Source organism: Vibrio sp. 1288, from assembly GCF_033344475.1.
The window spans coordinates 53387-71512 of the sequence record NZ_JAWPOX010000026.1 but is presented as its reverse complement, the minus strand read 5'-3'; the positions used below and the strand labels follow the sequence as shown (position 1 = coordinate 71512).

Genomic DNA, 18126 nt, shown 5'->3' with positions numbered 1-18126 from the left:
AGAATATTCCAGTATGACCGCTTATAGTACTGCATCTTAATCTTCATTGTGATTGCGTTCAGAGCACCCATTGACATAGGGAGGAAGTCCTTATAGTTCGTTTACGACGAAGCGCAAAATGCCATTATCGGCACTCAAGGTGGTAACGAAGTGCTTCGTATCGAGATCGAAGCGACATCTTTAGGCCGTGATTTAGAGTTAGAGGTCGTTACCACGATTAGCCAGGGTATTGACCATGTGGCGTCCATCGCTGATGGCCAAGTATCTATCGTCGGTGATCAAATCAATATCGCTTTTGACATTACAGGCGCAGATATTGGTGGTAATAGCATTCAAGCGCCTATCGATTTTACGACAACCGTTATTGATGGCGATGATCCTGCGCCGCAGAACGTTACTTTTGAAAACGTTGAATCTTCTTCTACACCAATGACTGGCACTTTTGTTGATATTGGTAGTGATCAATTGGCAACGGTCACGTTTAATCAAGAAGGACTTAGTCAGTTCGATGGCCTACTGAGTGATAATCAGGCGACAGAAGCGGTACTCTCTGAAGACGGCAGTACTATCACCTTGTCCATTGCGGGCTCGAATGAAACCGTCTTAACCATCAGTTTGAATACTGATGGTACCTACCAATTTGAGCAATTTAAGCCGTTAGAACAAACGGTGAAGATACGATTGAGCTCTCTTTGCCAACCACAATCGTCGATTTCGACCAAGATACGGCAAGCAACACCTTTACGATGACCATCCTCGATGGCGATAATCCAGTGATTGAGAACGTGACGGGCTTGTCTTTAGACGAGGCGGGGGTTGACCAAGGTTCACAGGAAGGCGCGGCAGTAACAAGTGGTACTGGGTCGATCACGACAGCGGTCGGAAGTGACATCATTGATCACTATGAGTTGGAACCTACAGAGTTCAATGTTGGTGGAGAACTCCAATCTCAAGGGCAGGTTGTTCAACTAGAACTAGCGTCCGAGAGTAACGGCGTACGTACTTACGAAGGCTTCATCGAGCTGGATGGTGTGCGTATTACCGTATTTGATGTGGCGATTGATGCACCTGCATTGGGCGAATACCAATTCAACTTGTATGAACAACTTGACCATACGGGTGCTAACGATGACTCGCTCACTTTCTCACTGCCAGTTTACGCGGTGGATGCGGATGGTGACCGCTCCTCGATTACCGACGGCTCGAACACACCAGAAGCAGCGCAAATTGTCATTCAAGTTCAAGATGACGTTCCTACGATTGATGGCGTTGAGGCTCTAGCCGTCGATGAAGACGATTTATCAAGCATAGGCTCCGATCAAAGCGACTCTGTGCTCGCGCAAGGCAACTTCACGACGACTCAGGGCTCAGACCGTGTCGTAAGTTATCAATTAGAGAGCGGCACTGATCCACTCAATGGGTTGGAATCACAGGGTCGATCTATCTCTCTGACGGAAACAACCAATTCAGATGGCAGCTTTACCTATTCTGCAACAGCTGAAGGGGATGCTATCTTCACCTTACAAGTGAACCCTGACGGTTCTTATTCATTTACCCTTGAAGGTCCAATCGATCATGCTGCGGGTAGTGATAGCTTAACTCTAGACTTCAATATTGTCGCAACGGACTTTGACGGTGACACCAGTTCACTTGTTCTACCGGTTACCATTGCTGATGATGTGCCAACCATTAACAACGTTGTTGCTCTTACCGTCGATGAGGATGACTTGAGTTCGGTAGGCTCTGACCAATCACAGCCAACGCTGGTTGAAGGTCAGTTCACGACGACTCAGGGTTCTGATGGCGTCGTACAGTATCAGTTGGATGTAAACGCTGATCCTTTAAAAGGCCTGCAATCTCAAGGTCAGACCGTCTCCATTGCCGAAACGCAAAATGCAGACGGCAGTTACACCTACAGCGCAACGGCAAATGGCAGCGCAGTTTTCACATTAATTTTGAATACCGACGGCTCGTACAGTTTTGAGCTGCAAGGTCCAATCGACCATGCGGCAAATAGCGACAGCTTAACCCTCGATTTTAATGTTATTGCTACTGATTTCGATGGTGACACAAGCCAAATCGTATTGCCTGTTACCATCGTGGATGATAAGCCGACCATTACCGACGTCGATGCGATTACCGTTGATGAAGATGACTTAGGCACGATTGGGTCAGATCAGACTGACCCGATTTCAATCGATGGCAACTTCACCACCACACAAGGCTCGGACCGAGTAGTGAGCTATCAGCTCGATGCTTCTGCAACACCAGTTGACGGCCTTACATCACAAGGCGTGGCAGTTACGCTGACTGAAACCGCAAACGGTGATGGCAGCTTTACTTACGAGGCGACAGCGGGTAGTGAAGCGGTCTTTACGCTGACGGTGAATACTGATGGTAGCTATAACTTCACGCTTGAAGGTCCAATCGACCACGCGGTAGATAGCGATGAGCTGACACTCAACTTCCCAATCATCGCAACAGACTTTGATGGCGACACCACAAATGCCATTATCCCAGTGACAATCGTGGACGATAAGCCTGTTATTACCGACGTCGACACCATTACGGTTGATGAAGATGATCTAGCGTCAATTGGCTCAGACCAAAGCAATCCAATTTCTATTGATGGCAACTTTACTACCACACAAGGCTCTGACCGAGTGGTGAGCTACCAACTCGATGCTTCAGCAACACCAGTGGACGGTTTAACATCGCAAGGCGTGGCTGTCACACTGATAGAAACCGCAAATGGTGATGGTAGTTTCACTTATGAAGCGACTGCGGGTGGCAACCCAGTATTTACTCTGACAGTAGATACTGATGGCTCTTACAACTTCACGCTAGAAGGGCCAATTGATCACGCGGTGGATAGTGATGAGCTGACACTCAACTTCCCAATTATCGCAACCGACTTCGATGGCGACACCGTTACTGAAACCATTCCAGTCACGATTGTTGATGATGTACCGACCATCACAGCGGTGGATGCGTTGAGTGTCGATGAAGATGACCTTAGCGGCGTGGGCTCAGACCAAACTGACGCTGTGTTCGTTGAAGGCGCGTTTACTACCACACAAGGCTCTGACCGAGTGGTGAGCTATCAACTGGATTCAACGGCTGATCCTGTTGCGGGGCTAACGTCTCAAGGTGAGGCGATTACCTTGGTGGAAACCGCGAATGGCGACGGCAGCTTTACTTATGTTGCGACCGCAGATGGCAATCCTGTCTTCACGTTGAATGTAGCAGCAGATGGTACTTACGACTTTACGCTGCAAGGCCCGATTGACCATGCAGCTAACAGCGACAGCCTGACGATTGATTTCCCAATTATTGCCACCGATTTTGATGGTGATACGACTTCGGCGACCATTCCAGTCACCATTACGGATGATGCACCAATCATCGATAATGTTGTGCCTCTGGCTGTAGACGAAGATGATTTATCAGGCATTGGTTCAGACCAAAGCGACGCTGTGTTTGTTGAAGGCGCGTTTACGACCACCCAAGGTTCAGACCGTGTGGTGAGCTACCAACTTGATTCAACTTCTGATCCTGTCGCAGGTTTAACTTCTCAAGGTGAGCCTGTTACTTTGGTAGAGACGGCGAATGCCGATGGCAGCTTTACTTACGTGGCTACCGCGGATGGCAATCCGGTTTTCACCATGAACGTGAATGCAGACGGTACATACAGCTTCCGTCTAGAAGGTCCAATCGATCATGCGTTAAACAGCGATGAGCTAGTACTGAACTTCCCAATCATTGCAACAGACTTTGATGGCGATACGACGACCGCGACCATTCCAGTCACGATTACTGATGACGTTCCAACCATTAATAACGTTGTTCCACTGACAGTAGACGAAGATGATCTCGCAACAATTGGCTCAGACCAAAACGATGATGCGTTTATGTCGGGCTCTTTCAGCACAACTGAAGGCTCAGACAGCGTTGTTAAATACCAGCTTGATGCAACGGCAGATCCAGTATCAGGGTTAACCTCTCATGGTGAGCCTGTTGTGCTTGCAGAGACAGCAAATGGTGATGGCAGCTTTACTTACACTGCCACAGCAAATGGCAATGACGTATTTGAATTGGTGGTGAAGCCAGATGGCAGCTACACCTTTACTCTGCAGGGTCCACTAGACCATGCGGTGAATAGCGACAGCCTGCAAATCGACTTCCCGATTATCGCAACAGACTTTGATGGCGATACGTCGACAGAAACACTACCTGTCACCATCGTTGATGATAAACCAACCATCACTGACGTAGACGCAATCCATGTGGATGAAGATGACTTAGCGACGATTGGCTCTGACAGCTCAGATCCAATTTCAATCGATGGCAACTTCACTACAACGCAAGGTTCTGATGGGGTAGTAAGCTACCAATTAGATACTGCTGCAACGCCAGTTGATGGTCTAACATCACAAGGTGTGGCCGTCACGCTGGCTGAAACCGCAAACGGCGACGGTAGCTTCACTTATGAAGCGACAGCAGGAACTGAAGCAGTATTTACGCTGACCGTTAATACGGATGGTTCATACAACTTCACGCTGCAAGGTCCAATCGACCATGCGACAGACAGTGATGAGCTGACACTGAACTTCCCAATCATCGCAACGGATTTTGATGGTGATACCACCACAGAAACGATCCCAGTCACCATCGTGGATGATAAGCCAACCATTACTGATGTCGATGCGATTACCGTTGATGAAGATGATTTAGGCACGATTGGTTCGGATCAGACTGACCCGATTTCAATCGATGGCAACTTCACTACCACACAAGGCTCTGACCGAGTGGTGAGCTATCAGCTTGACGCGTCTGCAACACCAGTGGCTGGACTCACATCACAAGGTGCGGCCGTCACGCTGACTGAAACCGCAAACGGTGATGGAAGCTTCACTTACGAGGCGACAGCGGGTACTGAAGCGGTCTTTACGCTGACAGTGAATACTGATGGTAGCTATAACTTCACGCTTGAAGGTCCAATCGACCACGCAGTAGATAGTGATGAGTTGATACTGAACTTCCCAATCATCGCGACCGACTTTGATGGCGACACCACAAATGCCACTATCCCAGTGACGATCGTAGACGATAAGCCAGTTATTACTGACGTGGATTCCATTACTGTTGATGAAGATGATCTAGCGTCAATTGGCTCAGACCAAAGCAACCCGATTTCTATTGATGGTAACTTCACCACCACGCAAGGTTCAGACCGAGTGGTGAGCTACCAACTCGATGGCACATCAACACCAGTTGACGGTTTAACCTCGCAAGGTGTGGCTGTCACGCTAACAGAAACTGCAAATGGTGATGGCAGTTTTACCTACGAAGCAACAGCGGGCTCTGAAGCGGTCTTTACGCTGACAGTGAATACTGATGGCTCTTATAACTTCACGCTAGAAGGGCCAATTGATCACGCGGTTGATAGTGATGAGCTGACACTCAACTTCCCAATTATCGCAACCGACTTCGATGGCGACACCGTTACTGAAACCATTCCAGTCACGATTGTTGATGATGTACCGACCATCACAGCGGTGGATGCGTTGAGTGTCGATGAAGATGACCTTAGCGGCGTGGGCTCAGACCAAACTGACGCTGTGTTCGTTGAAGGCGCGTTTACTACCACACAAGGCTCTGACCGAGTGGTGAGCTATCAACTGGATTCAACCGCTGATCCTGTTGCGGGTCTGACATCTCAAGGTGAGGCGATTACCTTGGTGGAAACCGCGAATGGCGACGGCAGCTTTACCTATGTGGCGACCGCAGATGGCAATCCTGTCTTCACGTTGAATGTCGCAACAGATGGTACGTACGACTTTACGCTGCAAGGCCCGATTGACCATGCCGCTAACAGCGACAGCCTGACGATTGATTTCCCAATTATTGCCACCGATTTTGATGGTGATACGACCACGGCAACCATTCCAGTCACCATTACGGATGATGCGCCAATCATCGATAATGTTGTGCCTCTGGCTGTAGACGAAGATGATTTATCAGGTATTGGCTCAGACCAAAGTGACGCTGTGTTTGTTGAAGGCGCGTTCACCACTACCCAAGGTTCAGACCGTGTAGTGAGCTACCAACTTGATTCAACGGCTGATCCTGTCGCAGGTTTAACTTCTCAAGGTGAGCCTGTTACTTTGGTAGAGACTGCGAATGCCGATGGCAGCTTCACTTACGTGGCTACCGCGGATGGCAATCCGGTTTTCACCATGAATGTGAATGCTGACGGTACATATGACTTCCGTCTGGAAGGGCCAATCGATCACGCGTTAAACAGCGATGAGCTAATACTGAACTTCCCAATCATTGCAACAGACTTTGATGGCGATACGACGACCGCGACCATTCCAGTCACGATTACTGATGACGTTCCAACTATTAATAACGTTGTTCCACTGACAGTAGACGAAGATGATCTCGCCTCAATTGGCTCAGACCAAAACGATGATGCGTTCATGTCGGGTTCTTTCAGCACAACTGAAGGCTCAGACAGCGTTGTTAAATACCAGCTTGATGCAACAGCAGACCCAGTAGCAGGGCTAACCTCTCATGGTGAGCCTGTCGTGCTTACTGAGACAACAAATGGTGATGGCAGCTTTACTTACACTGCCACAGCAGACGGCAATGCCGTATTTGAATTAGTGGTGAAGCCAGACGGCAGCTACACCTTTAACCTGCAAGGTCCGCTAGACCATGCGGTAAATAGCGACAGTCTGCAAATCGACTTCCCGATTATCGCAACAGACTTTGATGGCGACACCTCATCGAAGACGCTACCTGTCACCATCGTTGATGATAAACCAACCATCACTGACGTAGACGCAATCCGCGTGGATGAAGATGACTTAGCGACGATTGGCTCCGACGGCTCAGATCCAATTTCAATCGATGGCAACTTCACTACAACGCAAGGCTCTGACGGGGTAGTAAGCTACCAATTAGATACTGCTGCAACACCAGTTGATGGTCTGACATCACAAGGTGTGGCCGTCACGCTGACGGAAACTGCAAACGGCGACGGTAGCTACACTTATGAAGCGACAGCAGGAACTGAAGCCGTATTTACGCTAACAGTAAACACGGATGGCTCATACAATTTCACGCTTCAAGGGCCAATCGACCATGCGGTAGACAGTGATGAGCTGACGCTGAACTTCCCAATCATCGCAACGGATTTTGATGGTGATATCACCACAGAAACGATCCCAGTTACCATCGTGGATGATAAGCCAACCATTACCGATGTAGATGCGATTACCGTCGATGAAGATGACTTAGGCACGATTGGCTCAGATCAAACTGACCCGATTTCAATCGATGGCAACTTCACTACCACACAAGGCTCTGACCGAGTGGTGAGCTATCAGCTTGACGCGTCTGCAACACCAGTGGCTGGACTCACATCACAAGGCGTGGCAGTCACACTGACGGAAACCGCAAACGCTGATGGCAGCTTTACCTACCAAGCAACAGCAGGCACTGAGTCGGTCTTTACACTGACAGTGAATACCGATGGCTCTTATAACTTCACGCTAGAAGGTCCAATCGACCACGCGGTAGATAGTGACGAGCTGACACTGAACTTCCCAATCATCGCAACCGACTTTGATGGCGACACGTCTGCTGAGACAATTCCTGTCAAGATCGTTGATGACAAACCGACACTTGGTGGCATCGAAGCAACAAGTGTGCAAACGGTTGACGAGGACGATATCCCAACAGTCGGATCTGATGGTACGCAGTCGAACAGCATTGCAGGTAACTTCATCGCGACTGATGGCTCTGATGGCATTGTGGAGTACAGCGTTTCTGACCTGACGATGCCAGTACAAGGCCTGACCTCTGGTGGTCAATCTCTGGTTATGGTTGAAGTATCAAACGCAGGTGGCGTTTCAGTTTACGAAGCTCGTATTGATGGCACGACGACACCAGTATTCCGTGTAACCCTCGATGCCTCTGATGACAGCTACACGTTCGATTTGCTTGCTCCTCTCGATCATCCAAATGCTGATGGCCAAAATGAACTGATCATCAATTTGCCGATAAACGCGACTGATTTTGATGGAGACGTGTCGAACAACATCACCTTACCAATTACGGTTGTGGATGATGTTCCGACCATTGATGGTTTACTAGCAGGCAGCGAACAAACCGTTGATGAAGATGACCTACCAGCAGGTACGGATGCTGCAAGTGCAGAAGATACTGTTATTTCAGGTACTTTTGATATCACCGAAGGTGCTGACCAAGTTGCTTCTATTCAGCTGAGTGACCTGACCACGCCTGTTGCGTCACTGACTTCAGATGGTGAAGCTATAGCCTTAGTTCTGTCTTCTAGCGCAAACGGCGTGAACGTATACCAAGGTGTCGCTGGCAATCCTGCTGAAGTTGTGTTCGAACTGACGTTGGATGCAACGAACAACACCTACGAGTTCGATTTACAGAAGCCGCTTGATCATCCAGATGGTAATCAGCAAAACGAGATTGTTATTAACCTCCCTGTGACGGCGACAGATAATGATGGTGATACTTCACCAGCCTTCACATTGCCAATTACCGTTGTGGACGATGTTCCAGTTGTTACCAATATTGAAAGTCTACGTGTCGACGAAGATGACTTACCTCTTGGTTCTGATGGCACTAAAGAGCCGTTAACGGTATCAGGTGAATTCGAAGTCACTAGCGCAGATGGTATTGATGCTTTCGAATTGGATCTGAGCTCAAATCCTATTCCGAACCTGAAATCGGGTGGAGAAGAGGTAACACTTTCTCAAGACGTTGGCGCTTCAACTGCTGACGCGCTTGTTTACGTGGGACAAACTCCGGGTGGAGTGACGGTCTTCACGTTGACACTTCATCAAGATGGTAAATACGACTTTGAGTTATCTGGTCAGTTAGATCACGCGGTTAACTCTGATGAGATTTTGTTGAATCTACCTGTGAAGATCACGGATGGCGACAACGATACCATCACTGCGACCTTGCCAGTTACGATCGTAGATGACAAACCAACCATTGATGCTATTAGCTCTGGTAGTACCTTGTCTGTGGATGAGGATGATATTCCAAGCCAAGGTTCGGACGACACGCCAGAATCCAATATCATTGGTGGCAACTTTGAAGTTACTGATGGTGCCGACTCTATCGTTAGCTTCCAGTTGGATAGTTTAACATCGCCTGTTTCTGGCCTTACCTCAGGTGGTCAACCGCTTGAGTTGGTTGAGTTTTCAAATTCAAACGGTGTGATTGAGTACCGAGCTTATGTACAAGGTACGACGGACACCGTCTTTAAACTGACGCTAAATGGTTCAGCAGACAGTTATGAATTTGAACTGTTGGGTGCACTTGATCATCCTGCGGGTAACGATGAAAACTCGTTGGTCATTAACTTCCCAGTCAACGCGACTGATTTTGATGGCGATGTGTCCAATAACATCACCTTGCCGATCACCGTGGTGGACGATGTCCCAGCTATTGTGAAAGTGACAGACTCTAGCCAACAAACCGTTGATGAAGATGATCTTTCCGGTGGCTCTGACACGACAAGTAGTGATTCAACGGTATTGAACGGCGGATTTGAGGTCGTTGCTGGTGCAGACAAGATTGTCAGCTACCAAGTTTCAGACCTCGATGCAGTCGTGTCTGGTTTAACGTCGAACGGCAGCAGCATCGAGTTGAATCTAGTAAGCACGAATGGTGGAGTAACCAGTTACGAAGCGGTTATTACTGGCACATCAACTAAGATCTTCACGCTGTCTCTTGATGCGAATAATGACAGCTACCAATTTGAGCTGTTGGGACCAATCGACCATGACGCTGTTCAAGGTGAAAACAACCTTGTCATTGATATTCCAATTACAGTAACAGACTTTGATGGTGACACGTCATCATCACTGAATCTTCCAATTACCGTAGTTGATGACATTCCCGAAATTAAATCAGCAGATGCTTTGGCTGTTGATGAGGATGACCTTGCCAACGGCTCTCAGGCAACCAACAAAGACAGCCTAGAAGCAACGGGCAATTTCGATACGGTGGAAGGGGCAGATACCGTTGTCTCTTATCAGCTGGATCTTACTTCTAACCCGATACCAGGAGTAACTTCAGGTGGTTTTGCGGTGACGTTAGTTCAAACCGCGGTAAGCAACAACAACTTTACTTATCAAGGTCAAACACCTGATGGTAACTCAGTGTTCACACTAGTTTTGAACGCTGACGGCTCTTACAAGTTTACGCTTGAGGGTGCGCTAGATCACTCAACTCAAGGCGAAGATACACTCATACTTGATCTCCCAGTCTTTGCGACCGATGTCGATGGTGATACGGCAGGTATTAACTTACCAGTGACGATTACCGATGATGTTCCAACCTTGCACGATGCATCTATTTCGCGTGTTGAGGGGCAAGGCAGCCGCACGGTTCGTTTATTCCGAGACCCTGTAGAGGGGGATGATGACCTTGGTGCTGACGGCGCACAAGTGACTTCATTCTCGGCTGATGATTCAGGCATTTACTTTAAGCAAAATGGTGTTGATTCTGATTCTGTCGATTTGAACGGCAGCGACCAAGTCGTATTTGTTCACAAGGTTCTTGACGGAGTGGATACTGAAATCGGTCGTTTGGTTGTTCGAACCGATGGCAGTGTGTCATTCCGTCCGAATGACGACCTTGACCATACCGAAACCGACTCGATTGATTTCACCATCAACGTTGTTGCAACCGATGGTGATGGCGATATCGCAGATGCCGATGTGGATATCTCGATAAGAGACCGCAATGCGCAAATTGACACGTCTACCGTTACTGCGTTCGAAGACCAAGGGCGTGATGGTGTCGTTGTGGGCGTTGACTCTGCAAATACTCAGGACAACTTGTCGACGCTGGATGTTAGCCCTGCGAAAGTCGACTTGGTTATCAATTTACACGATATCGACCGTAACGAGAGCTTAGGTGACATCACTATTCGAGATGCTGATACTCACAACGGTACGTTCTACTACAGAGACGGCAGTGGCAACTACATTGAATTAACATCTGTGGGCAATACGGTTGTTCTCGACGCATCAAATGTTGAGCAGTCATTCAATGGTGAGCTTGTCTCGTTAGATAACTTGTACTTCGTACCAGATCGTCATACATCAACCGATGCTTCTGGTATCGATCCTCGTATCCGCGTGGAAATTCTTAACAATGGTACGCCAGATCATACGATTAATGGTCGTTTAGACATTGAAGTTGCTGCCGTCGCAGATATTGCAACGTGGACGGCAAGCAGCGAATTTAACTACTCGGTTGATGAAGATGGAAACAATGTCGCACTTAACATCACGGCTGAAACCCAAGACACTAGTAACCCAGAAGGCATTGTGTACGAGCTTGTCTTTACACAAGGAGAAGGTAACGCAGAGTTAGTCTATTCAGATGGTAGTGCGATACCAAAATCCGGTGGTGTTTATCTGGTGGATGCAAGCCGAATTGATGAAGTTCAAGTTGATCCGATAGATAACTTCTCGGGCGAAATCAGAATTGATGTCACCGCTATTACGACGGAAAACAACAATCCACTGCTTGGGAAAGATACCGCTCGCTCAGAAACCGAAACCATCATTATTGATGTAAACCCAGTTGCGGATAAAGGTAGTTTTACTGTAAACCGAATTAATGTGTTTGAGGATAATGCTCGAACTCAAAATACGGTAGACCCTGTCACTGATCACGATCCACTCCAATTAAGTGAAGTGATCACCATGAAACCATCAGCGGACTTAGATGGTTCTGAAGCGTTATTTGTGCGCATTTCTAACTTCTCAATTGATGGGGTTACTTTGGTGTGGCTGGACTCAGCAAACCCAAGTCAGATAGTAGAAGTGACCGATTCAGGCGGCAATGTACTTTATTACGAAGTGCCAGAGTCTGAATTAGCGAACGTCGAAGTTCTTCCTCCGTTGCACAGCAATGATGACTTTACTTTCAATGTCGAAGGCATTGTGAAAGACACAGCATCATTGTCTACCGGTACGACAGAAGATGTGTTGTCACTGGGCAGTAAGACTGTCATCGTTGGTGTAAAAGGTGTTGCTGACATACCAGACACGGTATTAATTGACGCGGGGAACGTTTGGAACCGATTCGTAGACGGAGATGTGGCCGGGATAGAGACGACTATTGAAGAGAATGGTGTTGTAAACCTCAACTTCTCGGTTGTATCAGGTGAAGTTGCCGATAGACCTCTGGATGATTCAGAAGCCATTACTGTTATCCTGTCCAACATCCCCGATGGTGTTCGTGTCGTAGATTCAGACGGTTCAAGCGTTGACCTCACCTTTGTTGGCTATGATGGTAACGGTCAACCGATTTACGAAGCAAACATCACTGGGCTGAATTTTAATTCCGGTATTCAAATTATTCCAGAAGCCTCTTCAACCGAAAACATTGCGATTACAGGGACGATCATTGTTACCGAAAATGATGGTCATAGTCGTGTGATTGAAAGAGAGGTAAGGATCAAGGTCGAACCCGTTATTGACGCTCAAGATAACTACGTTGTTCGATCTGAGGGAGATGAAGATACGCGCTTTGACATCGATTGGAAACCGACGCTCGTACAAAGCCCTGATACCGATGAATTCTTTAGTGATGTAACCATCTCTGGATTTCCTCCAGGCAGCACGGTCTATGTAGATGGTGTGGCACAAACGCTTGTTTCTGGAACACTAACGCTTTCACCGCAAGCCGGTGAATCAGAGCAAGATTTTTCCGCTAAAATCTCTCAAAGTGGCTATGTTCAAGTCCAGTTGGAGCAGGATTCAAGTACTGACTTTGACTTGACCACGACCGTCACTGTGAAAGAGATTGACCATGAATATGTTGACGCTTCGAATCCCGGTGAAGGTATCGCTGAGAAAACCATCAATGGTACGGTGAATGTCCAAGTTAATCCAATCGTTGAGCCAGAGGATAAAACGGGGGCAATAGATGACCAAACCCGTCTGCTTGTCACTGAAAGTGGTGGTGGTGCTACCGATATCGTGAAGTCAGACGATCAAGGTAACATTGACTTTACGATCAACACTTCTATGGGGGGCGAATCTGGTGCTCATATCATTAAATATCAAGAGTTTGATGTGTCTTCAGATGAAGTGGTGACTCAACTTGTTGTTCAATTTCACAATGTGGACCCTGAGATCCTCAACCAATTGGTTATCGTCGGTGCACTAAATGAAGGTGGAGGTCGTTGGACAGTAACCAATGAAGACAACTTCTCAATTAAAGCGCCGTCTGGACTTGATTTAACACCAAACGATGACAGTGACGATGGCGATAACGGTGGTCTCTCTCAAATTGGCTTAACCATTTACGCAGAAGTAAATGATTTGGGCGAAGATTTGGGCAACGAAAAAGATGCGACGGTCGTGCGTCAAACGGATGTGACACTAGAGTTTCCAACCGTCCTCACACCGAAAATGAGTGTAGCGGCAGAGATTCAGGTGGCTGATGATGTCCAAATTCAAGCGTTGGAAGACAATTCTATTAACCTTGGTGCTCAGTTGACGTCGAAAGTCGATGCGATTAATGCAGATGGTGTGGAAGATGTCTTAACTATTATCGTCGACCCGACAGCTCCTGGCATTCCTCCTGGTTTGGTGATCACGGGGACGGATGTTGATTTTGTCAATGGTAAATACGTGTTCCAAGCCCATATCGATGCGAGTGGAAATATTACTGGCCTTGATGGCTTGACGATGCACTTGGCAGAAGATTACGCAGGTGATTTCGAATTACCAATTCGGTTTGTCACTAAAGACACTGAGTCCGGTGATGAAAAAGAAAATAATGTCCAGTTTCCAGTTCAGGTTTTACCGGTTGCAGACGTTCCGAGTTCAGCCGGGGATCAGCCGTTGGATAGCGATGTCACACCAAATGTAAGAGTAGATATCGTCGGTACTTTCGGCTTGGATGCAAACAAACAACCTGTAACTGATCTAAATAACGACGTTCCCACGGCGGATGGTGTTGGTTACGAAGATGGCTTAATCCAACTTAACTTGAGTGTTGATTTTGCCGATCAATTTAACAACACTCAAGGTGGTCGAGAAACACTAACGAACATCAAGTTAGAGCTTGATGACACAACATTAGGTGAGTTTGTTGATGCCAATGGTAACAGCTTAGGAACCAGTATTGAGTTTAATGAAGCTGAGATTTTAGCTGGTGCGCTTGACAATGTTCTGTTTAAGCCAAAAGAAAATTACCCCGTAGGTGGTGGCCAAAATACCGTCAAGATTAATATCGAGGGAGAAATTACTGATGAAGCTGTGTTTGATCAGTCTATCTTGAATAACTCTGGCGATAATATAGATGTGAGAACCTTCACTGACGATGTCACATTTGAAGTTACGCCAGTCGTTGATGACATTACCATTACAGGTGCCGATCCGACGCAGCCAATCACGGTGATTGGTGACGAAGATACTTTAATTTCGCTGAATCAATCGGGCTCTGGTGTTTCGATCAGCCTGAACGATAATGACGGTTCTGAGAGTTTCGTTTCACTCAAGTTAACGGGGCTTCCTGATGACTTTATCGTTAAATCCAATTCCTCTGATTATGTTGTTAAGAACAACGGTGGGGGCGAATGGAGTATTCAACTAAAAGATCTCACTCAGACGTCCATTGACCTGAGTGACATCCAAATTAAACCGCCAAAACACTTTAGTGGCGAGGCTGAGATAGGTATTACGGTCTTCATTCAAGAGGAGTTGCTACAAGTTCCAACGGAACGAAACAACAACTTTACGCTTATTGTCAATCCTATTGGTGATGATGTTGATGTGAATCCCGATACTTCGGCTGCAGGTAATGAGGGCGAAGACATTGTTATTAATGTAAATGCGTTAGTGGTTGATAACAAAGAGTCCATCGGAGATGGTGCAAACTACCAGGAAAATGATCCAGAGACGCTGAGAGTTGAGGTCTCCAATGTCCCTGATGGGGCGAGTGTTTCATTACCTGATGGGACAGTGTTTACTGACCAAGGCGGCGGCATTTTTGTCTTAGAAATCAATGCTCAAGACTTGGATCAAGTGGTGTTTAATTCTGGGGATCGCAACGATAACTCATGGGATGGTTCGCTGCATTTCAAAGTGCAAGCCGTTGATACTGGGCTCGATGGCAGTCAAAGCTTGGGCTCCGCAGAGGAGTTTGATGTCACTGTTGATGTTGAAGCAGTGAACGATCGTCCAGAGTTCGTCAATACCGTGGATGTGGAAACACCAGAAGATACGCCAATGCTGCTTGATGGTTTCAGCATTACCGATATTGATGCCGTACTCGATGATCCGAATGCTGAATATGTACTCAATGTGAACGTCGACAGCGGTATCTTGGAGCTTAATCCAACGCTCATCGCTACTTACAACCTAACCGTGAGCGGTGATGGTACGGACTCCGTTGAACTGAAAGGTACAGTGGCCGATCTAAACAATGCCATTGCAGACGGTCTGATTGAGTTTAATCCAGACCTGAACTTCTTTGGTGACGTTCAGGTGGACGTGACAGTCGATGACCAAGGTAATGAAGGTATCGTAATTGGTGGGGTAGATGACACCCTAAATACCAACAGCAGCAGCTTCAATATTGAAGTGACAGCGGTGAATGATACCCCAGAAACTACGCCAGTGACGCTACCGGATATTGAAGAAGATAGTGGTGTGTTCTCCATCTCTGAAGCGGATCTTATTGCGAATGCGACAGACGTAGAGAACGATAACCTCACGGTCAGCAATGTTCAGTTAACGGATCCGAATTCGGGTAGCATTACTTTCAACAGTGGTACGGGAGAGTGGGAATTTACCCCAGCACCAGATTACAACGGTCCAGTTGAAATCACGTACACCATTACAGATGATGGCACGACAAGTGGTGCATCCGATCCTAAATCGGTTAACGGCAGCGCATCGTTCAACGTAACGGAAGTCAATGATGCTCCAACGACGTCTGAAGTGGTACTTTCTGATATCGCAGAAGACAGTACGGCGGTTGAAATTACCCAAGCTGATTTGTTAGCGAATGCTTCTGACATTGAAAACGACACCTTGATGGTGAGTAATGTCCAGTTGGTTGACCCAAGCAGCGGCACATTGGATTTCGAAAACGTAACAGGTACATGGTCATTTACTCCTGCGCCTGGCTACAACGGCAAGGTCGATCTGACCTACGACATTACCGACAACGGTACAACGAACGGTGTTTCTGATCCTCAAACGGTGCCAGGAACGGCGACCTTCGAAGTCACTGAGGTGAACGATGCACCGGTAACATCAGAGGTAACGTTGAGTAGTACGGAAGAAGATGGTGGTTCGGTAACTATTACGGCTACTGAGTTGCTGAGCAACGCAAGTGATCCTGAGTCAGACAACTTGACCGTCGATAATGTTGCGTTAGTGGACCCAACTTCCGGCACGTTGACTCAAGTGAGTGCGACAGAGTGGACGTTTGAACCCGCAGCAGATTTCTTTGGTGACGTTAATTTCACTTATGAAATCACAGATGACGGAACCACTAACGGCGCTCCAGACCCAATTACAATCGCGGGCACAGCAGTGTTGAATGTTGAAGCTACCAATGACGCACCTGAAATCACTGCAGCGTCGGTAACGGATACGATCAATGAAGCTGATGGCCAGAAAGTAACGGGTATTAGTGTGAGTGACGTCGACTTTGCGGGCGCACAAGCAAATGAAATCATGACGGTGACTCTTACAGTTACCGAGGGCGACCTTCGTGTCGAGCCGCCAGCAGGTAGTGGTGTGACTGTTGGGGCGGGGATGGCTGGTGAAATAACCCTAATGGGCACACCAGATAATATTAACTCCGTTCTTGGAGCAACAGACGCTTCTGAGGGTGTATTTGTGGATGCAGGAGATGTCAACGCAGCTTCAATCACTTTATCGGTGAAAGTCGAAGACAACGGTGTGTACTTCGAAAATGCATCGGGTTCCGCATTGGAGGCGAATCAAGACTTCACTATCAATGTGACACCTGTAGCTGATGCACCTACATTGAATATCAATCCTCAGTTTAATTACATTCGTCAAATTACGGCTAGCCAAACCGCGAGCAGTCAAGGTTTAGCGATTGTCGGAATCATGGCGGCGCTTACTGATATTGACGAGGTGCTGTCTTTGGAGCTAACGGGCGTACCAGCTAGTGCTGAGGTAACAAGTGGCGTTTCTCCATCAGGCATTAGCTTCGATGGTACCACTTGGACAGTACCAAGCGATGAAATTGATACGCTAGAAATTGTCGCAACAGATACTAACAGTGGTATTGATGTCGGTTCTTACGATATTTCGCTTACGGCGATATCAACGGAATCTAATGGCGATGAAGCGCAGTCTTCACCTGTCCAAATTAGTTTGGATGTGAGTAGTGATAGCGACGATATTGACCAGTCAACCGCAGTGGACGACAGCTATTTAGTCGGCGGAGACACAGGTACCAACTTGATTGGTGGAGACGGTGACGACGTTATTCTGGGTGGTGATGGTGATGACGTGCTTATCGGTGGCTTAGGCTCAGATATCTTAACGGGTGGAGACGGCAGCGATATCTTCAAGTGGACGGTAGATTCCGTTGATGAAGGGGCAGTGGATACCATTACTGACTTCACTGTTAACGAAGACAGTATCGATTTACGTGAAGTTATCTCTGATCTCAATAACTCAATGATCGACATGGATGATCTGCTTGGTCACATTTCGGCAGACTACGATGCATCGACGGAAAGTGTTTCTCTGAACATTACGACGGATGCAAATGTTCAACAGACTATTGTCGTGGAAAACTTAGGTACTTCAATCGACTTCAACGGTCTCAGCTCCAACGAAATTGTAGAGTCATTGCTCAACAACGGTGTTATTGATAACGGATAAACCTGTATACAACACAAAAATGGGCGGCTCTGATAAGCCGCCCATTTTTTTCGGGAAAGCTTGATTTTAAACAGGAGATATTTGAATCGAAATAGAAATAAAGAGCGAAGCAAAGGGGTTATCTTGTTACGACGTTATAGTGATAGTTGGAAATTAAAATAGC

2 protein-coding genes are annotated in these 18126 nt (G+C 47.2%); both read left to right on the top strand.

The annotated features are described in order from the left end of the window. Positions 1-150 precede the first annotated feature (150 nt). Positions 151-750, top strand: coding sequence for a hypothetical protein (locus R8O11_RS17835; protein WP_318194316.1), 600 nt, complete (start codon positions 151-153; stop codon positions 748-750). Continuing rightward, positions 693-17963: a DUF5801 repeats-in-toxin domain-containing protein gene (locus R8O11_RS17830; RefSeq protein ID WP_318194315.1), complete on the top strand. Its 17271-nt coding sequence runs from the start codon at positions 693-695 to the stop codon at positions 17961-17963. The genes R8O11_RS17835 and R8O11_RS17830 overlap by 58 nt, the downstream gene beginning before the upstream one ends. Positions 17964-18126 lie beyond the last annotated feature (163 nt).